This is a genomic window from Marivirga tractuosa DSM 4126 (assembly GCF_000183425.1).
GTDB lineage: Bacteria > Bacteroidota > Bacteroidia > Cytophagales > Cyclobacteriaceae > Marivirga > Marivirga tractuosa.
The window spans coordinates 1,323,483-1,344,809 of sequence record NC_014759.1; the positions used below are offsets into that span (position 1 = coordinate 1,323,483).

The window sequence follows — 21,327 nt, forward strand, 5'->3', positions numbered from 1 at the left end:
AAGGGGGGTGTTATTAGCTCTCAGTGATCACACTTTCCCTATTGTTTTTACTCTTCATCAACCATAAATAAGCATCCTCCAACTGGGCACGAACTTGTACAGCATCTTCCCTTGGGTGCGTGCCTGCCAAACATTTCACTCTAATCTGATCCCCTTCACGCATGTGATGCACAATCAGATAGTTTTCTTTTTCCCTCTCAAATTCTTCAGGAGAAAGATGGAACTCCCATACTTTATCATTGGCTAGCTCTGCCATGGTCGTAGGGCTGCCGATATATTCAATATTTCCTGAAATAAGTACTGCCAAATTATTACAGCTACTGGCTATATCTTCTATGATATGCGTAGAGAAAACGACAATTCGTTCCCGACTCAATTCTACCAGTAGATTCCTGAATCGGATTCTTTCTAATGGATCAAGACCTGCGGTAGGTTCATCTACCACCAATATCTTAGGCAAGTGAAGCAAGATTTGAGCAATCCCAATTCGCTGCTTCATTCCTCCGGAAAAAGAGCCAATTTTCTTATGCTGATGCTCATCCATATGCACCGCTTTCAGTACATATTGCACTCTTTCTTCTCGGACATCTTTTTGGCTGATTTTACGCAGTATCGCCTGATAATCCAGAAATTCATAAGGCGTCATATTCTCATAAGTACCAAAAGCCTGCGGTAAGTAACCAATCAATCCCTGTAGTTCTTCTCTTCTTAGGTTCGTATCATGTCCATTGATCCAGATTTTTCCATAACTCTGATCCATAATTCCGCATAGAATTCGCATCAATGTAGTTTTTCCGGCTCCATTAGGCCCTAAAAGTCCGAACATGCCTTGTTCAATCGTCAGGCTTACTCCTTTAAGGGCTTTGAATTGTGATTTCTTTGGTTTAACAAAAGGAATAGCCAAGAGTAATTTGTAATACAGTCTTCTGATTTTTGCAAAACGCCCTTTAATCTCATCAATTATGACAGGTTTTTCCTTAAGCTTGCTGGCTATTCGCGCCAAAAACAAACCTGTAAACCATACAATAATTAGGAACACACCAACTCCTTTTGTCTGGATATCGCTATAGAGATAGGCTGCACTTACGATAGGGAAGCCCCAGTACAAGAACGAATAAATGAATCGTATGAACCTTTTCCCTTTTTGCGCTAGTAGAGCTACTTCCTTAAAAATAGATAGTAATAAGGCATGAAGCGAAATCATAAACAGTAGTTGCCAAAATGCTTTGTCCAGGAAGAAATAGATAAAATACACCAGAAAGGCGATTAATGCTCCTTGCCATATGGCATTTTGCAATACTGCCTTTACAGTAACCGGTTCCTCATTACGTTTTTCAAATAATCTTCTATTGCCTTTCCATTCTCTGATCCATCGCTTATCTCTTCCATAAATTTTGGTCAGGCTTTGGATTTCAATATGCATGGCCTCATCAGGGCCTACCATTTTTGCATTAGCTTGTCGTAATGAAGTCATGATGAAATAGGTGCCTCCCGGAATCAAAATCACAGCTACCAAAAACCAAATGATTTGCCATAACGCACCTTCTATTTGGAAATAGATTAAAGCTGCAAATCCAATCAAAAGGACAATTTGCACCAGCTTTGTACTAGTTTTAAGATTTCTAAACCAGTGCAATACACTTTCCAGTCCGGCACTCATAGTAGGGATATAGATCAAGGTCAGCACCGTAGCAAAAGCCAGTCCGCCCATTACGGTGACAGCAAACGGTTGTCCTATGCTGGTCACATATTCAGCATCTCCCATTGCCAAGGGCAACATGGCCACAAAAGTGGTAATAGAAGTGATGAGAATCGGCCTAATTCGAGAAATTCCACTCATCATCAGGGCTCGATATTTATTAAAACCTCTTCTTCGAAGAATTCGGGAATAATCAATAAGTATAATGCCATTATTAACCACCACACCCAATAATATCATAAGTCCAATTAAAGTATTGGCATTAAGGAGAGAATTACCTGTGAAAGTAAGACCGAGGAAAGCGCCTATTCCTGCTAGCGGAATTGAAAACATAATCACTAATGGCAAGTAGAGCGATTCAAAAACTGCAGCCAGAATCATGAAAATGATCATGATGGCTGCAAAAATAAAGAAGTATAGCTCATCATACATTCCTTCATCATGGATGACATCCACCACCATGCCCTTAGGAATATTGACACTGCGCACAATCTGGTCAACCTCCATTCTGGAAGATTCAAGCAGGGATTCAGATTTTAATACTTCATCAATAAAGCTATAAGTGATTTCAATCCTTTTTTCCTGGTTTAATCGGGTAATGGTACTTTCTCCTGCGGAATAAATTACCGAGCCAATATCGTCTAGAGAATGTGCCACTCCTGCGGTGCTGGTAACCGGCATCTCTCGAAGGTCTTTCATTTCTTTGGCTTTCCGAATTTGATTTTGAGTATGAATGGTAATCTCAAATTCTTCCCCTCCGCTCACGAAATTAGAGCCGGAAGCAAAGGACGGTTGAAAATCATTCAAACCAATAGCCACATTTTGCAGGGTGATATTATTGTCACTCATCCGCTTTTGGTTAAATAAAATGTGTGCTTCAGGTCGTTCAGGACTGATATTGACAGTACTTCTTTTGATGGATTGTAAGCCGGTGACATAATTATTGATATCATTGGCGATAATTTTCATCAGCTCAAAATCCTGACCTTTTACGATGATTCGTTCTGAAGGAGAACCAATTCCCAGCATACGCTCAAAGTCAGAAGAAGCTGAGCTGCCCACTCCACTTTGTCCGCCTCTTGCGCGAGGGGGTTCGTCCAAAGAGATGTCCATATCTTCAAAACTGCTGCTGATGCTTCTTAATTTGTTTTGAACATCCTCGACAGAGACGGTATCCAAATCTTTAAATCCTTCCACCAGCATGACGGTAAGCACCGCTTCACCTTCCGAAACCTGACTGATCAATTTATCCACCACTGGAATTTCCATCACCTTCTCTTCCAATTTTCTAGTTTTAATATCAGTCGTTGGGAGTGTGGCGCCTTCCGGCATGGTGACAAATAGATTCATTTGAGCATCATTCACTTCTGATGGTCCTGACATGCTCACCAAAAAACTTAGACCAATGGTTACGAAGAATAGTACTAATCCTCCAATAACGGTGAGCAAGGGTTTTCTAAAGCATGATTTTAAAATCACCATATACTTCTGAATCAAGCGCTGGCGGATAGAAGCATTTTTTATCAGTGGAGCTTTTTCCTCATCATCTTTATTGATGGCAGCATGCGCCAACATGGGGATTAAAACCAGTGCCACTACCAAGGAGACCAATAGAGTCGATATAATGGAAATGCCGATATGCGTTCCGATTTTCGTAATCAGGAAATTGGACGAGAAAATAAAGGGAAGAAAAACGGTTACGGTGGTTAAAGTGGCTGCAATGACTGATCGCATCACTTCCTTGGTGCCATCCACTACAGCATTTTCTTTTTTCTTTTTATTGACTACATGGCGGTAGATGTTTTCTAATACTACCACACTATTATCCAGAAGCATCCCGATAGCGAGTGCCATACCAATCAGCGTTAGACTGTTAACAGAAATGCCAGCCGCATAAAAGAAGTTGAAAGCAGTATAGACAGAAATAGGAATGGCTAAGGCAATACTCAGTATGAACTTTAATCTTCTGAGAAATACCCACAAGACAAATATGGCGAGGAGACCACCGGTCACGGCCAAATTTTTAATCTGGTCAATATTTTTGGTCATCAACTCGGCTTGATTGTTTTGCACCACCATTTCTACACCCATGGATTCCAAATCCTGATTGATGGCATCAATAGTTTCTAGAGTTGCATCTGAAAGCGCAATAAGGTTAGCCTGGGTTCCTTTAGATAATCGAATGGAAACGGCATCTTTCCCATTGATACGGCTAAGGGAAGTCTGTTCTTTTACTCCAAAGAATACTTCTGCTACATCGCTAAGCAGCAGCGGACCTTTTTCCGAAACTACCAGATTCTGGATGTTTTTGATATCCTTTAATTCGGCTGTTACATTGACAAAAATCTGCTGTCCGTTTCGTTCTATTTGCCCCGCAAAAGCACTTTTATTAGAATTTTGAGAAAGTACATTGCTGATGGTGTTGGGCGTAATGCCGTTGGCTTCACAGATTTCATCATTCATGATGATTTCTATGGTTTTTTGACGACCACCAAATACTTCTACTCCTCCGATTCCGTCAATATCATTGAGTCGGTCGGTTATATATTGATCCGTAACATTTCTTACTCGATCTACTCCGCCACTGCCCAAGACCTGCAAATCCATAAAAGCATTAGTGAACTGCTCCGTGTCAATTTTGACAATATTCACTATAAACTCAGAACCAAGCTCAGCCTTGATGGCACTGACCTTTTGTTCCAGCTTTAAGTAAGCATATTTTATATTCACGCCTTGACGGAAAGATATAAAGATCATGCCTTGCTGACTGTCCGCATTGGCAGTGATTTCTTCTATGCCTTCCATTGTACTAATGGCACTTTCAAGCGGAATAATGGCTTCTCTTTCCATGTATTTCGGATCCACTTCTGAAGTAGCGCCTACCTGCACAATCAAGACAGGTAGTTCCACATTAGGGAAAAGCTCAACTGGCAATTTGTTGTAGGAAATATAGCCCATCACGGTGAAGCCAATGAAGAGCATCGAAACCAGTACTTTCCTTTTTATGATCGTATGTAATAGTCCGTTCTTACTCATGTGAAACTTCTTTTTTGGCGCTAGATGTTCCTTTAATCTTGCTGATTAGATTTTCTATGCTTTCATAGAAGCATGGAATCACAATGAGAGTTAATAAAGTAGAAGAAACCAATCCACCGATTACGGCTACAGCCATTGGGGCACGCAGGGCTGCACTTTCACCAAAACCAAATGTTAAAGGCAGCAATGCAAGGATAGTGGTAAGACTCGTCATAATGATGGGTCTAAATCTCCTTTGCGCAGCATCCAGTATGGAGTCTCTTAAATCCATACCGCTTCTTTTGTTGCGATTAATGCTATCCACCAGGATAATTGAATTATTAACTGCTATTCCGGCCAGCATGATGATCCCAATAAAAGCCATCATATTGAGCGACATTCCAAGGATCCAAAAGGAAACGAGAGCCCCAACGCAAGCCAATGGAATCGTAAGTAAGATCGTGAACGGATGTAAAAGGGACTCAAACTGAGAAGCCAAAACCATATACACCAACAAAACCGATAAAAGCAGCGAAAACAATAAGTTGTTCATCGACTCCTGTCTTTTTACTTCCTGACCGGCTACACTTATTTTGTATTGTGGAGGCACTGACATTTCTGCGAAAGCGTCATCAACCGATTTTACAATTTGATTGTATGCTTTGTCTTGATTGACTCTGGCACCTACGGTTACCATTCGGCTTTGATTTTTTCGGTAAATGGAATTGGCGGCATATTGCACACTGATATCGGCAATTTCGCTCAAAGGGAATTCTCTGTTGCTGCTTTTAATGCGCATATTTTCAAGTCCGCTCAGCGATATTTTAGGAACTTTTACAAGGATGTCCTGTAATTCTCCACCTCGCTCTAAGGTTCCAGCCTTCTTGCCTTCCAACTGATCTTTGATTTGGGTGATAACATCCTCAATGGACAAACTCAATAAGCCTGCTCTGTATTTATCTACATCCACTTTGATCTGCGGCACGCCTTCTTCCAGATTAGAAACAGGTTCATAAATATCCTCGTTGCCGTTCAGTATCACCATTACTGAATCGGAAAGTGCACTAAGTGCTTCGAATTCAGCTCCACTTACTTCTACTACTAAAGGCATCTGCTCTTCACCTAAGATTGCATTAAGTGCGCTTTCATCATTGCTAAAACTAGCGGTAAGGCCTGGAATGCCTTCAAAATAAGTGGATAGGGCAGAAGTGACTTCATTAATGTCCAATTCTACATCCTCTTTGAAAATTAATTTTAAACTGGCTTTGTTCTCATCATATACATTTTCATTATCGATGCCCGACTGACTTTTTTCAGGTCCAATATGAGAATAAACATGGTCCAGCTGCTCTTCAAACAAAATCGATAATTGACCTTCAATTTGGTCCACAGTAGAAGAGGTTCTGGTTAAGGGAGTGCCATTAGCTAATTTTAAATCAACCGCAATCGCTTTCGTGCCCGCTTGTGGCATGTATTCGCTGCCAATGATTCCAATTAATTGATAGGAACCCAAGACTAACAAAAAGGATAAGACAATAAAAGCAATTCTGTAATGCAGTACCTTATTTAAGAAATTTCGGTAGGCTTTATACTTAAGCGGCTTTTCCATTTGCTTCCTATTGTCCTTGCGGAAAATTTGTGAAAAGAGCATTGGGATTACCAAAATGGCAACGGCCAGAGATGAAATCAAGGAGAAAGCCACAGTCCATGCTTGATCTTTAAATAGCTCACCGGATGGTCCTTGCAAATAAACAATCGGCAAGAAAACCACAATGGTGGTCAGCGTGGAGGCGGTAATGGCACCACTCACATCGCTGGTGCCTTTTACTGCTGCATCAATTACACTCATTCCTTCTTCTCGTCTTCTAAAAATGGCTTCAACCACTACAATAGCATTATCCACTAACATTCCTGCTCCTAAAGCGAGACCTCCAAGCGTCATCACGTTTAAAGTCAAGCCATTAAAATACATCAGATTGAAAGTGGCGATAATAGAAACCGGAATTGCGATGCTAATGATGAGGGTAGATCCTATTCTTCTTAAGAAAACAAATAAGATGATCACTGCGAAAAGTGCTCCATAAAGCCCAGATTCCTTTACTTCATCTATGGCTCCTTGTATAAACCGGCCTTGATTCTGAATGATGACAAACTCATAACCTGGGACAGATTTTTTCAATCCGTCCAGTACTTCGGTTAATTCATTTACGGCATTGACCGTATTGTATTTTGTTTCTTTAAAAATGGAAAGCCCAAGACTTCTTTGTTGGTTCACTCTAACAATGCTGTTAGCTTCCTTGTCCATGATTTTTAAAGTGGCTACTTCACGTAATAAAACCGGAACCTGTGCAGTAGTGGAGGTCTGAGGATTTGAAGTTGATTGCGCCATTTCAGCATTCACATTAGTGGAATTAGGATTGCTGCTTGTGCTTTGACGATTGGTATATCCTACTACCAGCTCCTCTAAATCTTCAGAGTCTTCAATAATTCCAAGGCCTTTGATTACATATTTTCGACCTAATTCTTCAATAAAACCACCCGATACATTGCGGTTGTAGTTTTCGATTTTAGCTACTAAATCGTTTACTGTAAGTCCGTAAGAAGCGAGTAGATTAGGATCGGTTTCCAACACCACTTCTTTCTCCTGCTCTCCTGAAAGTCGAACCTCAGCTATGCCTGGCAAGCGGATAATCTCATTTCTAAAGTTATTTTCTGCTACTTTTCTGAGGGCCTCCGTATCATTAGAATTGGGATTATAGATTCCCAAAATCATAATAGGAGTGGCGTTAGGATCAAATTGAGAAATAACAAATTCTTCAATTTCCTCATCTAAAGAAAAGCTAGAGAGCGACTTTTGTAGGTCTAGGAATGCCTCGTCCATGTCTTTGCCCCAGTCGTATTGTACGGTCACGCGACCATAACCTGTTTGGCTAATGGAACTTACTTCTACCGCGCCATTTTGCCTTATAGCAACCGACTCAATGGACTCTACAAATTGCTTTTCAATTTCTGATGGGGGCTTAATTCCTGCTTTTAGCTCCACAAATAAAGTGGGATTCTTTAGATCTGGGAACAATTCAATTGGTAATTTACCAAATGAAATGGTGCCTAATAAAATGACGGCCAGGACCAACATCAGGATGGAAATGGGGTAGGAAACGGCCAATGAAACTATCTTTTTCAAATCACTTGGGGTTAAATATTGAAAACATTACAAACTGACTTCTCATCAGTGCTTATTGTAATACACTTACCTTTGATTTATTTCTCAAGGTCTCAAATCCACTCACTACCAATCTATCGTTGATCTTGAGTCCACTGATCACTTCTATGTCATCCATGGTTTCTAATCCGGTTGTGATCTGCTTTTCTGTGGCAATACCATTTTCTACTATAAATACCACTTTAGCATCCTGTCGAGAAATCACGGTTTCTTTTGGAATCACAATGGTGCTATCACGCTGCTCTGAAAGTATGGCCGCTTTAATGAACATGCCCGGACGAAGAGAATGCTTATCATTATTGATTTGCAAAACACTTTGGAATGTTCGGGTTTCCGGGTCGATGATGGGTGAAATCTGGCTAATCTTACCTTTGATAGTGTCATTACCCATATTGTAATTGGTGATTTGGACTAATTGATCAAGCGTCACTTCCGGTAAATGCTTTTCTGGTAACTTAACATCCATCAAGAGGTTGTTGTACTCCATCACCTTGAAAAGTGCTGTACCCTGATCGATTTTAATACCATTCGTGTGATAAGGCAGTTCTACAATTACACCGTCAAATGGAACTCTAACTGCCATTTTAGCCAATTGAATTTCCGCATTTTCGTAAGAGTACTTTGCGTTTACGTATGAAATCGAGGCGTTTTTTAGTTCAGTTTGGGTAACGCCTCCTTTGTCATAAAGGGATTTTTGCTTTTCGAGATTGTTTTCCGCCAACTCTAGGTTGAGTTTTTTCCCTTCTACTTGCAGGCCGTTCACGAACTCTTCATTTTCAAGTCTGATTAAGACCTGACCCGCTTTTACGATATCGCCCAGTGCAAAAGGTCTTCCCGTAGCTGGATTTCTTTGAAGTTGATATAGTCCACTCATTTCAGACTTCATTTCTCCTTCTTTGGAAGAATAGACTGTACCGGTGGTTTCAATAAACCTGTAAATACTTCTGGGCTTGATGGTTTCTACTGATACCGGAATTTTTATTTCTGTTTGAATATTGTTCTCTTGGTTATTGCATGACCATAAAAGAATCATTATCAGTAGGGGCGTGCACCCTTTTAATAGCTTTTTCATAATATTTTTTTTAAGTAGTAAGTTTTAGGCTATAACCTCTTTCTAGTATCTGTTAATCATTACGGGTTGGTTTTTCTCAAAATCGTAAAGGGATTGCACCTTTAGATTTAATAATTCCATCTTATAATTGATCAAGGCATCTGCCAGTGCCCCTTTTTTCTCCGAAAGCTGACTTTGAAATCTATTGAGGTCAATGCTGGTCAGATCACCGTTTTTGTATCGCTCCAGATTAATATCATAAGTCAGCTTGGCATTTTTTACATTTTGCTCTGCTATGGAAATTTGGTTTTCTAGGTTTTGCAGATTTCGGTAAATTTTTCGAATCCCGATAATGATATTATTTTCTTCCACCTGTAAGTCCACCTTATTGATTTCCAGATTAGCATTGGCGGCATCCATTCTGGCTCTGTTTTCGCCCCAATCCCAAATCGGAATATTGAAAGAAACAGCTACACGAGGGTTTAAATTAGGTTGTTCATAAACTTCAGGCGCTTGTTCATTATCACCAAAAACGCCAAGTGAGAGGGAAACGGATCCTTTAAACTCATTCAATGCTTTGGTTCGTGTCAATTCAAATTGAGACCGTTCGATGGCCATGCCACGTTGTCTCAATTCCATCCTATGCTCTAGTCCGTGTTCAATGGCTTTTGCCAAGTCCACCTTTCTTGTGATGAAATCGATATCAACCGCTACTTCTATATCCTCATCCAAATTGAGTCCGAGGAGGAGTTTAAAGTCATCCGCAGCATTGTTGAGTAGTACCTCATTATTTTCCAGCGTGGATTTAGAGGAGGCAAGGTTTAATTCGGCCTGATACAATTCCTCTTTTGCCAAAAGGTCTGCTTCTACTTTATTCAATGTAATTTCATAGCTGATTTTTTGGTTCTCGTATTCATCAGAGGCAATCTCTAAATTATTTTGACGCTGATAGAAATTGTAAAAAGATTGGGTTACCTCTTGTTCCAAACTAAGCAGTTGTATGCTGTTGCTGATCTGTGCATTTTCAAGATTCAGTTCCAGCTCTTTTAATTGCAGCTTCGTTCTGTTGTATGTGAAAATGGGCTGCTCCAGCTGTAGGTATAGGTTGTTGCTAAAGGTTTTTGTTCGCACATCTTGAAATTCAGAATAGTTATCTCTATAGCCGAATTGGTTGATTAAGGAGATGCTACCATCAGTTGCGACAATAGGTTGAGTCACCGAAAAATTGGCAAAGGAATTATAATCTTCATTGGTGTTCCATTGAGAAAATAAATCATTGAAATTACGATTTCTATTATAGTCGAAAGGCGTCACATCCAATGAAAATCTTGATTTTAAAGAGGCACGCTGGGCATCTAAACTCCGCTGATTCCCATAAAGGTTTAATTTAGATTTCTTGATGTTTGGACTCTTCTGCTGAGCAATTTTAATAGCCTCTTGAAGAGTGAGCGTCTGTTGCCCCATTAGATTTTGAGACATTAAGCTGCATCCTACAATGATGAGCACCAGCACTAATTGGCTGAATCTCATTGGTTTGTTTCTTAGGTTTTCTTTAATTGTTTTCATGTCTTTATTGCTTAACCCATTTAATCGCATCTGCATAAACTGTTCGAAGGTCACATTCATCTGTTAATGAAATATTTCCCCCTTCTTCGTTGAAATAATAGGATCCCAGGTAATTCCAGCCCGGTTCCGCATTGGATATATTGTAATTGATATTGTCTTCGCCATCGGCATGCTTAATGATGTAGTGATAGAAATACTGCTTTCCATTGCTGTCATTGCCACTATAAGCGTTCTGATTTTTTCCTTTCATGTAGGTATAGATATCATAGAATCCTGCTTCTTTGATTTCAGGAGTCCAGGTAGCTACTTTTTCACCACTGCCTGAGCGGGTGAAGTGTGCCGATCGTATTACAGTCCCGAAATACTCAGAACCCGTTGTGGCTAACCATTTGGAATAAGGACGATCCCATTCCCCATAGTATTTTTGTTCTGTGGTCTTTCGACTATCCAGATAGGCTTTTAAATAAGTAGGTTTTATTGGGCTAAAGCTGCTGAAATTTTCATCTTCATTGTCCACAATGACTTCTGTAAATGCCAACTCTTTATCTTCTGTAGCCAGCCTTTCACCCTCAAACAAAGTAGCATTTTCACGCTTGCTTAATGTCCCGACTGGCATGGTGATTTTAGAAGGTATGTTTCGAGAGATTAAGGTGTTAATAGTGATATTATTCGGTTTTTCATCCAAGATGAAGCCTAGCTCCTTGGTTTCTCCCTTTTTAATTAAGGATAGCTGTCCTTCAATTTCAGATTCAGTTTCCTCATTCACTTTTCCTCTATAAAATTCGCCATCGCTATTATCTTTATTGTCAAAAATTATCTCAATCACTCCATCATTATCACCACTGTTTTTAATTTTGGTCAATATTTGATAACGCTTTCTATCGCCATCCAAAATCTCATATTTCTGAAGTTCTAAAATCTCAAATGCTGGCTGCGATGTCTCAGAATAGACTTTTTGAATAATGGGATCAATATCCAAATTGAATTCATTCAAAAGTGCTGTTCTGAGATCCTCATAATGGGTCAACTGGTGGTTATGTGCATTGATCCAGTCATATAGAAAAGCTTTCAAGTTGGGTTCTCCCACTAATTGTCCAAGATAAGAGAAGAGGTATTCACTCTTCAATTCAATAGACTTCTGGATTTTATTGAATTCTGCCTCTGATACAATCTCGTTCAGGGAGGACTCTCGCATCAGATCGTTGCATTCTTCCGTAAAAGATACCCCATTTCTGTTTCTGGAGAAATCTCTTTGAGCCTGCTTTTCGTTTACCAGATAGTTAGCAATGCTGCGGTTTAGCAGTCCCCATTCTTCACTGACAAAACCCGTATTGTAGGTATAGTAATTGGGGAAAATCGAGTAGTTAGCATCATCTTGGTTATATCCATCAAAAGTATAGTTGGCTCCAATCTGCTTGGTGATTACTCTCTTAATTAAATCATTGAAAACGTTGGCCTGCTTTTGTTTATCTGTTAAAGTCTGATTTTGCGACTTTGCCTGATTATTCATATCCCGTAATTGCATTCTGAGATCTAGCTGCCGGATATCACCTCCTTTTTCGGGCCAAAAGACGGTTTCCGGTTGTAAATAGGCTTGATGTGTCTCGTAAACTTTTGTGTAAGCTGCAAACTGAAGCGGAGTTTCTACAAATTGTAGCCTTTTGAATGGGTAGGAAATTTTTTGTGCATCCTCATATTCATTGGAAAGATCGGTAATCAGTGAACTCAACGTATCCGGAAGTTGGTCCAAGTGATCCGCAAAGAAATCATGGTCACGGTAATGATATATCGCATACTCTATGGAATCTACGACAATGTCTTTCTTCACATAATCGCCTATGGCAAGGGAGATTTGCGAAAGGGGATATTCCGGTTGGAATTCATAAATATTGTCTTTCACCACTGGTTCCCCTTGAGAAATGGCCATCTGCCCCTCCTGTATTTTCACTTTCAATTGAAAATCTATGAAGGCTAACCTTTCTTGCTTAGGAGTTTTAGGACTATATCCAATCTGAGTGTCAGGATACCACATAACGTCTTTGGTGAGCAGAACATAGTCAGATTGCAAAAAGGCATATTTCTTTTGCAGAGAGAAGGTGAAATATTCTAAAGCTTCTTCGTAGCGTTCTTCATCTACTTCCAAATGTGCAGCTGATTCCTGAATAGTACCGCTATACTTCAGTTCTACATTCATTTCCTGCGCTGGTGCTAGGCTAAATCCTTTTGCAATTGAAACGATATGCAGATTTTTTTCTGCAGGAACAGATTGTCCATTTACCATCACCTCATCGAGTTTTAGCCCCGGATTTAAACTGAAGTGAATTTTATTAAGGGTTTGAGGTGTATTGTTTTTTACCAACATTGCGGAATTCCCCATGATTTCATTTTCTGAGAGCTCCAAATTGATGGAATGGGAAAGAATGCTAATGTTCGGTTCTTCTGCCCACTGTCCGTTGAGGCTGACCATTTGCTCTCTTAATTCTATCGGATCTTGACGCATATCCCATAATCTTAGCATGATAATGGAAGAAAATGCCAAAACTGCTAATCCAATTACTCCAGTTAAAACCTTGGTCGTTTTATGGCTTGAAAGTCGATCCAACAAAAAGGCAGTCATAAATAAAAAAGCGATGCCTAAGATGAAATAAAATGATCGTTGCATGAGTGCAAATTCCATGTCTTGGAAACCGGCAATATCAGAGGTAAACATCGGCAATCGGAAAGCCACAAAATCCAGAATATTGGAAAACTGATCGAAATAGTAGATCAGCTGTACTCCGGCAAGTCCTAGTAGCAATACAATGCTAATCGGCTGGTTCTTTAGAATGGTGACCAGTAGGAAGGATATTCCTGTAGTGAACATAATGGTGGGTATGCTGGTCAGCAAAGGATACAGAATATAAGCCATTGGCTCGAAGGTGGTGTAGGGGCTGGTTATATTGAAGATCAGCGAAATCAATACGAACACCAGGTTTAATAGGAAAAAGAGCTTGAACAGTGCCAATGCTTTCCCTAAAACATAATCTAAATTGCTAATAGGACGCACAAAAAAGACCTCATTGGTATCCACTTTTTTATCTTTCTTAATCAAGCCAGTGGCCAAAAACACCACAGCAGCTGCTTGTGGTATGCTAATCAACACCAAACTGGCATAAGGCATCATCCAACTATTGGATAGGAAGGCCCATCTTGGGACATCTGCCTCGGAAAAAACCGCAATATTAAAAATAGTCAGGAAGCCTATTCCGGCTATGGCTAAAATTCTGAAAAACCAATTTCTCCAAAGCACTTTAGCCTCAAATCGGGAGATGGTCAATATGTTTTTGATTGAAATCATATCAGTGAAATGCCTAGTTGGTTTTCCATAAAATATACATAAGCATGCTCTAGATTGGGATTAGCATGAGTCGCATTAGGATGCGGTGAATTTTCAGCAATCAATTGCACTTCCCATTTTCCATCGATAGGAATGGTAGAAACCACAGAGTATTCCATTTTTATTTTATTGAATTCTTCATCGTTCAGATTGACTTGCCATACATGACCTCGAACCTTTTCTATCATTCCTTCCGGTGAACCTTTAAAGGCCACTTCTCCTTTGTTGAGCATGGCCATATTATGGCAGGTACTACTGATATCGCCCACAATATGGGTGGAAAGAATAATGGTCACATCTTTTTGACTTAGATCAGATAAGATGTTTCGAAAGCGAATCCGTTCTTCTGGATCTAGACCTGTGGTGGGTTCATCTATTACCAATAACTTAGGTTCACCAATTAGTGCCTGGGCAATTCCCAGCCTGCGTTTCATTCCTCCGGAAAGTTTGTTGGCCAATCTTTCACGCACATCCAGAAGGCCAACCTGGTCCAACAGTTGATCTACTTTGATGATTCGCTCCTTCTTTTTGAGCGAGGTGGATAATTGGGCAGCATAATCAAGGAACTCCCAGGTCTTAAGCTTTGAGAAAAAGGTAAAATCCTGAGGAAGATACCCTATGCGGGTGCGGATTTTTTGTCGGTGCTCATTGATGTCCATACCATCCATTAAGATGCTGCCGGATGTAGCTTGCTGTGCGGTTACCAAAATGCGCATAAAGCTGGATTTACCCGCGCCATTAGGGCCTAGCAAACCGAACATTCCGCTGCCGATTTCCAGATTCACATCTTTTATTGCAGTATAGCCATTCGGATAGGTCTTCGTGAGTCCTGTAATTTGTATATTCATAGGGCTTTAAAGTTGATAGCTTTAGATCTTTGCCTGTATTTCGTTCGTAGTGGATATAAGTAAGAAGCTGCAACTGCTTTTTTGTTGCAGCTTCTATGGATTTATTGGGTTAATTCAAGATCAGCCTACTGCTTTCATCTTTTTTAAATTGAATTTCGCTAGCCCCATCCAGGTATAAATAGGAATTATTAGACATAGAACCTTTGACCAATTTCATAGGCTGCGGAATAGAAACCTCTGAATCATCAATGCTAGTATTCAGGATATCAATTTCTCCTTTGAGAAAGTTGAAATAGGCTGTGTTTTGAGCAATTAAGTTAAGTTGACCAATTTTGTTGCTATCACTCATTCTAATCCATCCGTCTTTTTGTTCAATGTCCAAACTTGCTTGTTGCAGGTTTGAAATAATGACTCCGCAATGGCTGCTACTCAAACCTCTAAAAGTGGATTTGGGAACATGAATGGTCAGATTTACTAACTGCTTTTCCTCCATTTTCATGGAGATGATATGTAGTGTGTCGCCTATCATTTCATATTCTAAATGCTGCAGCATATCGCCCTTTACACTTTTCACTTCTAGGCCGGGCATTTCCGATCCGATAATAGTAACGCGCGGGTCTAGATTTGAAAGCTTGATATAGTTTGCAGCTGTAATTTCAGCTTTTTCTGAAATACTGTTGCTACCGTCAAAGCGGTTTAAATCCCCTTTCAATCGCATTTCAGTAAATGCCACAATCATATAAAGGAATAAAAAACTGAAAAGACCGATCAATATTTTGTTGCTCTAGTTTCATATCTATGAATTAATTTTTTCAATATGTTTTTTCAATTCAGTGGCGCTAATACCCAATAGCTGAGCCTGCTTCAAGAATTCAGGCAATACCTTATTAAAGAATTCTTCTCTTTTGCCTTCCAAAATAATTTTAGGGGCATTTTTATTGACGAAATAGCCAATTCCTCTTTGATTTTCTATAATATCCATAGCTTGTAGTTCACTGTAAGTTCTCATGATAGTATTTGGGTTTACCCCCATTTCAGCTGCTAACTCTCTCACTGAGGGTATTTTTTTACCTGCAGGAAATTCACCATTCACTACCTTGTCGGTAATGCTGTCCGCTATCTGCAGAAATATGCTTTTGCCGTTTTGAAATTCCATTTTATACCTCCCTTTCTTTTAATTTTCTGTAGGCTACAAATAGGATCACCAGATTACCGATGATGGCTAAAGTGCCGAAAAATTGCATTGCCCCTTTTTCACTATGCGGCATTAGCCACATGCTCTCATTGGGTTCGTATTCCCCAAATCCCATGGGTTCGAGTAAGATATAGGTAACAGCGACATAAAAAATCACGATTAAGGCTACTGCAAAAAGTGTTTTAACCAAGGGTTGTTTGCTAAACATGGTCCCACCCGTAAAAGGCAAGACAAAGCCTAACATCACCAATGCTATGATCATGGTCATAAACCAGGCTTGAAACTCTTGAATCTGATCGGGTAATTCCAAATCTGTCGCCATTCCGAAACCGATGCTTTCAAATTTTTCGGGACTGAAAAGATTGAAGAAGTAGCCCTGAAAGTGGAACGTAAGCCAAAATAGCCCTGGAAGTAGAATCACCACAATGCTTAATCTGGTGATCAATTCAAATAAAAACTTTTCCAGCACCGAGCTGGGTAGCATCAAATAATTGATGGTGCTTTCCTTGCTTCTAAAGGCTGGGAAAGAATAACCGGTATAGAGAATACCAAATACGGCCACGAAACCGATAATAAACCCTCTGAACATTTCCAGATCATGTGGTTCGCGGTCATTGCCCATTTGCACAATAGTAAGCAGTAGAAATATAACTCCTACATATGCTACAGATGCAAATAACAATAGCTTTTTGTTTTGGATATAATGCTGTTTGGCCAACATTATAAACCTTTTGAGATTGAATATATTATTGGACATATTTTTTCAAGTTTTCATGGCCATTGGCTATGGCGTTAAACAATAGTTCTATATCAACATTGGAATTTCCGTTTTCCTGTGGCGTGATGACGCGGAAACCGCCCGGCACCATTTCGCTATACAAAATATGCTCGCCTTCTGCCGAGGATACCGTGGAGAAATTCAGCTGTGAGCCAATTTCATAAAGGCCTTTTTGCATAATGAACTTGCCATTATCCAGCATTAAGACCTTATCGATTAGATTTTCTACATCTTTCACCTGATGGGTAGAAATGATAACCAACTGATCTTCATCCAAGGAACCCGCCAATACTTTTCGGAAAATAGATTTTGAAGGAATATCCAATCCATTGGTAGGTTCATCGAGTACCAACAAGTGGCATTTGGTAGCCAATGCGAAAGAAATCAAGAATTTTTTCTTCTGCCCGTAAGAAAGCTTTTGCAAGCTTTTGGTTTCCGGTAGTTCGAAATCCTTGATCAATCGAAGAAGCAATTCCTTATCAAATCGCGGATAGAAAGCTGCATTGGCCCTAACATAGTTATTGATGGAAATAGAAGGGAGATGAAACTCCTCCGAAACGAAAAAGACATCCTGCAAAAGGGAAGGCTGTCTCTTTGAAGGTTCGTGCCCCAAGATCGAAATATCACCCTTGTCAGGAAATAACAAACCGATCATGAGCTTGAGCAAGGTGGTTTTACCTGCTCCGTTTTTACCCAGAAGGCCGACTATGCTGCCCGTCTGCAACTCGCAATCCAGTTCATTGAAGAGCGGTTGCTGCTTTTTGGCGTAATTAAAAGTTAGATTTTTTATTGCAATCATTATTACTGATTTAGTGTACTACTTAACTAATACAGTGCAATAGTAAAAGAATGATTTTAAATATGCAAGGGAATGGGAAAAAAAGTTGAGCCCCTAACCCCCAAAGGGGGGAGTTGGAAGTAGGAAGTTGGAAGTGATGATGCCATTTAGGTCAGTACCGAAGGTCAGACCGGCAACAGAAAAAAACTGAAAATTGGCAGTAGGGAGACTAGCTGCTCAATAGTGACAACAGCCTTGACCCCTATTTCTCAACAAAAATTCCACTAAGACTATATTTTTAACGTATAGCCTTTAACTTTGCACCGAATTTAAGCAAAGACTTTTTTATAAAATGAAATATATTTCACCTATTGAAACAAAGACTTGGAAAAAGCTGGAGAAGCATTATCAAGCTACTAAAGACATACATCTAAAAACACTTTTTGAAAACGATAAAGATAGGTTCGAAAAATTCAGTTTAAACACTGAATCTCTTTTCATTGATTTCTCCAAAAATAAGATCAATGAAGAAACTCTTGGGTTATTATTAGAGCTTGCTGTTGAGATGGAACTACCAGAAGCCATTGAATCCATGTTCTCAGGTGAAAAAATAAATCAAACAGAGCATCGGGCGGTCTTGCATACTGCGTTACGAAATTTCTCGGACAATCCCGTAATGGAATCAGGCCAGGATGTGATGCCTTTGGTACAAAAGGTGAGAAAGCAAATGAAAACTTTTAGCCAAAAGATTCATTCTGGTGACTGGAAAGGCTATTCAGGAAAGCAAATCAAGCATATTGTAAATATTGGAATTGGCGGCTCGGATTTGGGACCTGTAATGGTTACTGAAGCTTTAAAACCTTTTAAAGTACAAGGAATTGAAAGCCACTTTGTGTCCAATGTGGATGCTACTCATATAGCAGAAGTATTACAGAAAATTGATCCTGAAACGACCTTATTTCTAATTGCTTCCAAAACGTTTACTACTCAAGAAACCATGACCAATGCACATACTGCAAGAAAATGGTTTTTAGAAAATGGGGGATCTGAGGAAACCGTCAAAAAGCATTTCGCTGCATTAAGTACAAACAAATCGGGAGTTGAATCATTTGGCATAGACCCAGCCAATATGTTTGAATTTTGGGATTGGGTAGGTGGACGTTATTCGCTGTGGTCCGCTATTGGCTTATCCATTGCCTTAAACATTGGCTATGACAATTTTGAAGAATTGTTGAAAGGAGCTCATGAAATGGATATGCATTTCAAAAAATCTCCTCTGTCTGATAATGCTCCGGTTTTGCTAGCTTTAATTGGTGTTTTATACAATAACTTTTACAAAGCTGAAACAGAGGCTATTTTACCTTATGACCAATATCTACATCGCTTTGCTGCTTACTTTCAGCAAGGAAACATGGAAAGTAATGGGAAATCGGTTGACAGAAACGGAAAAGCGGTTACTTATCAAACAGGTCCAATTGTATGGGGCGAACCCGGTACAAATGGCCAGCATGCGTTCTATCAGTTGATACATCAAGGCACTAAAATGATTCCTTGCGATTTTATAGCTCCTGCTGTTTCTCATAATCCAATTGGTGACCACCATCAAAAATTACTTGCTAACTTCTTTGCCCAAACGGAAGCTTTGATGAATGGAAAAAGTGAAAAAGAAGCACGTCAGGAATTAGAACAAAAGGGTTTAAATTCTGATGAAATTGAAAAGTTATTACCTTTCAAAGTATTCAAAGGAGATAATCCCACCAATTCTATCTTAATGAAGAAAATAACGCCTAAAAGCCTAGGTAGCTTAATCGCACTTTATGAGCATAAAATTTATGTTCAAGGAATCATCTGGAACATTTTCAGTTTTGATCAATGGGGAGTGGAATTAGGAAAGCAATTGGCTGGATTAATCCTTCCTGAACTGGAGCATGATAATCCTGTAATTGGACATGATGCTTCTACCAATGGCTTGATTAATGAGTACAAGAGGTTGAGAGAGGAATAAATTGACCAAATTCATAATCATAGGAGCTGGTGCAGCCGGTATTTTTGGGGCTATTAATATTGCTTCTAAAAATCCTGATGCAGAAGTAGTGGTTTTAGAGAAATCATCTAAACTTCTTTCCAAAGTAAAGATTTCTGGTGGTGGCAGATGTAATGTTACTAATGTTTGCCAAGAGCCAAAAGAGCTTATCAAACATTATCCCAGAGGAAATAAAAAGCTCAAAAAAGCATTTGAGCACTTTGGTACTGTCGATACTGTGAATTGGTTTGAAAACCGAGGTGTAAAACTTAAAGCGGAAGCAGATGGCAGAATGTTTCCTATCACGGATGATTCCCAAACCATTATCGACTGTCTGCTGACTGAATGTGAAAAACTTAAAGTAGACATTAGAACAAAAGTTGCAGTAGAATCAATTGAGAAAACCGAAAAGGGATTTTTGTTAGATATTAAAGGTGCTGAAAAAATTGAATGTGATAAGATCTTAATCGCAACTGGTGGACATAATAAATTGGAGGCTTTTCAATGGTTATCAGATTTGGGGCATAGCATTTCTGAACCTGTCCCCTCTTTATTTACTTTCAACCTTCCAAAATCAAGCGTTACAAACTTATCGGGTGTTGCTGTTCAAGATGTGGAAGTAAAAATAGCCGGCACTAAGCTATCCCACCAAGGGCCATTATTAGTTACACATTGGGGTATGAGCGGACCAGCCGTGCTCAAACTTTCTGCTTGGGGAGCCAGAATTTTGAATGAAAAAAATTACGAATACTCTGTGTTGGTAAATTGGCTTAAATCAGCAAATGAAGAAGAAGCTCGTCAAATCCTAACTGAATTTCAAGCGGAAAACCCAAAGAAGAAACTTTTCAATAGCAATCCTTTTCAACTACCGAAAAGATTGTGGGAATATCTATTAACCAAAAGTGAAATAGATGAAGAACTGCGCTGGAATAACTTCTCAGGAAAGAAGTTCAATAAATTAATCAACCATCTAATAGCTGATTTATATGAGGCTTCTGGCAAAACTACTTTCAAAGAAGAATTTGTAACAGCAGGCGGAGTAAAATTAGGCGATGTGAATATGCAAACAATGGAAAGCCGTAAATGTCCTGGACTCTTTTTCGCTGGCGAAGTGTTGGATATTGATGGTGTAACCGGTGGCTTTAATTTTCAAGCTGCCTGGACTACGGCTTGGTTGGCATCGGAGGGGATAATCCTAAACTAAGCCTCATAGAGCCAATCTCAAGCAAAAGTTAGATGTAAAAAAAACTCGATTAAATTAATTAACAAGGTTACAGAGGAAAATTTGTTAAAAGGTTAAAACCCAATTGAAAGATATTAAAACTTTAAGTCTGAAAAATCGATAATAAAAAGGCCAATTGATTTAACCTTTAAAGATCAAGATATTATTTTGAAACCTACTGAAAATCAAAATCACCACATATTTATTTGCACGGGAAAAGACTGCAAGAAAAATGGTTGCGAGGAGCTAAAAAACGACCTGAAAAAATCACTGAAATCTAAGGGTATTAAAAACCTAAAGCTTATTAAAACCAAATGCATGGATTACTGCAAATTAGGACCTAACATTGTGGTCACTGGAGAATTACTACATCACTGTAAATCAACGGACATTCCAGAGATTATAGAAAAAGTTAAAAATTAAAACTAAGCAAGCAGATCATAATTCTTCCCTTTAATAGAAAAATTCGGCAAAATTTAGAAACTTAGTACCTGTTACATCAGTTAGCAATGATCATTTGTATGTAGCAACATAAATTTAATCTAATACTTTC

Annotated in this window: 13 protein-coding genes; 3 read left to right on the forward strand and 10 right to left on the reverse strand. The window is 39.3% G+C overall.

Annotated elements, in window-relative coordinates:
- Positions 1–13 precede the first annotated feature (13 nt).
- The 10 genes from FTRAC_RS05365 to FTRAC_RS05410 all read right to left on the reverse strand — a co-directional run bounded on the left by FTRAC_RS05365 (position 14) and on the right by FTRAC_RS05410 (position 17,550).
- The gene (locus FTRAC_RS05365) at positions 14–4,735 is read right to left on the reverse strand and encodes an efflux RND transporter permease subunit (protein ID WP_013453215.1); all 4,722 of its coding nucleotides are present in this window, start codon (positions 4,733–4,735) and stop codon (positions 14–16) included.
- On the reverse strand, positions 4,728–7,898 hold the full coding sequence (locus tag FTRAC_RS05370; RefSeq protein WP_013453216.1) for an efflux RND transporter permease subunit: 3,171 nt from the start codon (positions 7,896–7,898) through the stop codon (positions 4,728–4,730). Before FTRAC_RS05370 ends, FTRAC_RS05365 begins: the two co-directional genes overlap by 8 nt.
- Before the next feature lie 52 nt (positions 7,899–7,950).
- On the reverse strand, positions 7,951–9,009 hold the full coding sequence (locus tag FTRAC_RS05375; RefSeq protein ID WP_013453217.1) for an efflux RND transporter periplasmic adaptor subunit: 1,059 nt from the start codon (positions 9,007–9,009) through the stop codon (positions 7,951–7,953).
- 42 nt (positions 9,010–9,051) lie between these two features.
- Positions 9,052–10,554, reverse strand: a complete 1,503-nt coding sequence (locus tag FTRAC_RS05380; RefSeq protein WP_013453218.1) for a TolC family protein — start codon at positions 10,552–10,554, stop codon at positions 9,052–9,054.
- 4 nt (positions 10,555–10,558) lie between these two features.
- On the reverse strand, positions 10,559–13,891 hold the full coding sequence (locus FTRAC_RS05385; RefSeq protein WP_013453219.1) for a golvesin C-terminal-like domain-containing protein: 3,333 nt from the start codon (positions 13,889–13,891) through the stop codon (positions 10,559–10,561).
- Entirely contained in the window at positions 13,888–14,778 is an 891-nt protein-coding gene (locus FTRAC_RS05390; RefSeq protein WP_013453220.1) for an ABC transporter ATP-binding protein, read from the reverse strand. Before FTRAC_RS05390 ends, FTRAC_RS05385 begins: the two co-directional genes overlap by 4 nt.
- 109 nt (positions 14,779–14,887) lie before the next feature.
- Positions 14,888–15,517: a hypothetical protein gene (locus FTRAC_RS05395; protein WP_013453221.1), complete on the reverse strand. Its 630-nt coding sequence runs from the start codon at positions 15,515–15,517 to the stop codon at positions 14,888–14,890.
- Positions 15,518–15,574: 57 nt separating this feature from the next.
- Positions 15,575–15,934: a GntR family transcriptional regulator gene (locus tag FTRAC_RS05400; protein ID WP_013453222.1), complete on the reverse strand. Its 360-nt coding sequence runs from the start codon at positions 15,932–15,934 to the stop codon at positions 15,575–15,577.
- A gap of 1 nt (position 15,935) precedes the next feature.
- A complete protein-coding gene (locus FTRAC_RS05405; protein WP_013453223.1) occupies positions 15,936–16,730 on the reverse strand; it encodes a hypothetical protein in 795 nt (264 codons plus the stop codon).
- On the reverse strand, positions 16,720–17,550 hold the full coding sequence (locus FTRAC_RS05410; RefSeq protein ID WP_013453224.1) for an ABC transporter ATP-binding protein: 831 nt from the start codon (positions 17,548–17,550) through the stop codon (positions 16,720–16,722). The genes FTRAC_RS05405 and FTRAC_RS05410 overlap by 11 nt, the downstream gene beginning before the upstream one ends.
- Positions 17,551–17,881: 331 nt before the next feature.
- On the opposite strand from FTRAC_RS05410, the gene pgi reads away from it, so the two are divergent.
- From pgi to FTRAC_RS05425, 3 genes are all read left to right on the forward strand, one after another.
- The gene (pgi, locus tag FTRAC_RS05415) at positions 17,882–19,534 is read left to right on the forward strand and encodes a glucose-6-phosphate isomerase (protein WP_013453225.1); all 1,653 of its coding nucleotides are present in this window, start codon (positions 17,882–17,884) and stop codon (positions 19,532–19,534) included.
- A gap of 1 nt (position 19,535) precedes the next feature.
- Entirely contained in the window at positions 19,536–20,756 is a 1,221-nt protein-coding gene (locus FTRAC_RS05420; protein WP_013453226.1) for a BaiN/RdsA family NAD(P)/FAD-dependent oxidoreductase, read from the forward strand.
- Between the two features lie 186 nt (positions 20,757–20,942).
- A complete protein-coding gene (locus tag FTRAC_RS05425) occupies positions 20,943–21,197 on the forward strand; it encodes a (2Fe-2S) ferredoxin domain-containing protein (protein WP_041649555.1) in 255 nt (84 codons plus the stop codon).
- Positions 21,198–21,327: the final 130 nt, after the last annotated feature.

Excerpts from the sequence above, each read along its gene's own strand:
- FTRAC_RS05365 (WP_013453215.1), bottom strand. The coding sequence starts at position 4,735 with ATGAGTAAGAACGGACTATTACATACGATCATAAAAAGGAAAGTACTG.
- FTRAC_RS05375 (WP_013453217.1), bottom strand. The coding sequence starts at position 9,009 with ATGAAAAAGCTATTAAAAGGGTGCACGCCCCTACTGATAATGATTCTT.
- FTRAC_RS05380 (WP_013453218.1), bottom strand. The coding sequence starts at position 10,554 with ATGAAAACAATTAAAGAAAACCTAAGAAACAAACCAATGAGATTCAGC.
- FTRAC_RS05385 (WP_013453219.1), bottom strand. The coding sequence starts at position 13,891 with ATGATTTCAATCAAAAACATATTGACCATCTCCCGATTTGAGGCTAAA.
- FTRAC_RS05390 (WP_013453220.1), bottom strand. The coding sequence starts at position 14,778 with ATGAATATACAAATTACAGGACTCACGAAGACCTATCCGAATGGCTAT.
- FTRAC_RS05395 (WP_013453221.1), bottom strand. The coding sequence starts at position 15,517 with ATGATTGTGGCATTTACTGAAATGCGATTGAAAGGGGATTTAAACCGC.
- FTRAC_RS05400 (WP_013453222.1), bottom strand. The coding sequence starts at position 15,934 with ATGGAATTTCAAAACGGCAAAAGCATATTTCTGCAGATAGCGGACAGC.
- FTRAC_RS05405 (WP_013453223.1), bottom strand. The coding sequence starts at position 16,730 with ATGTCCAATAATATATTCAATCTCAAAAGGTTTATAATGTTGGCCAAA.
- FTRAC_RS05410 (WP_013453224.1), bottom strand. The coding sequence starts at position 17,550 with ATGATTGCAATAAAAAATCTAACTTTTAATTACGCCAAAAAGCAGCAA.
- pgi (WP_013453225.1), top strand. The coding sequence starts at position 17,882 with ATGAAATATATTTCACCTATTGAAACAAAGACTTGGAAAAAGCTGGAG.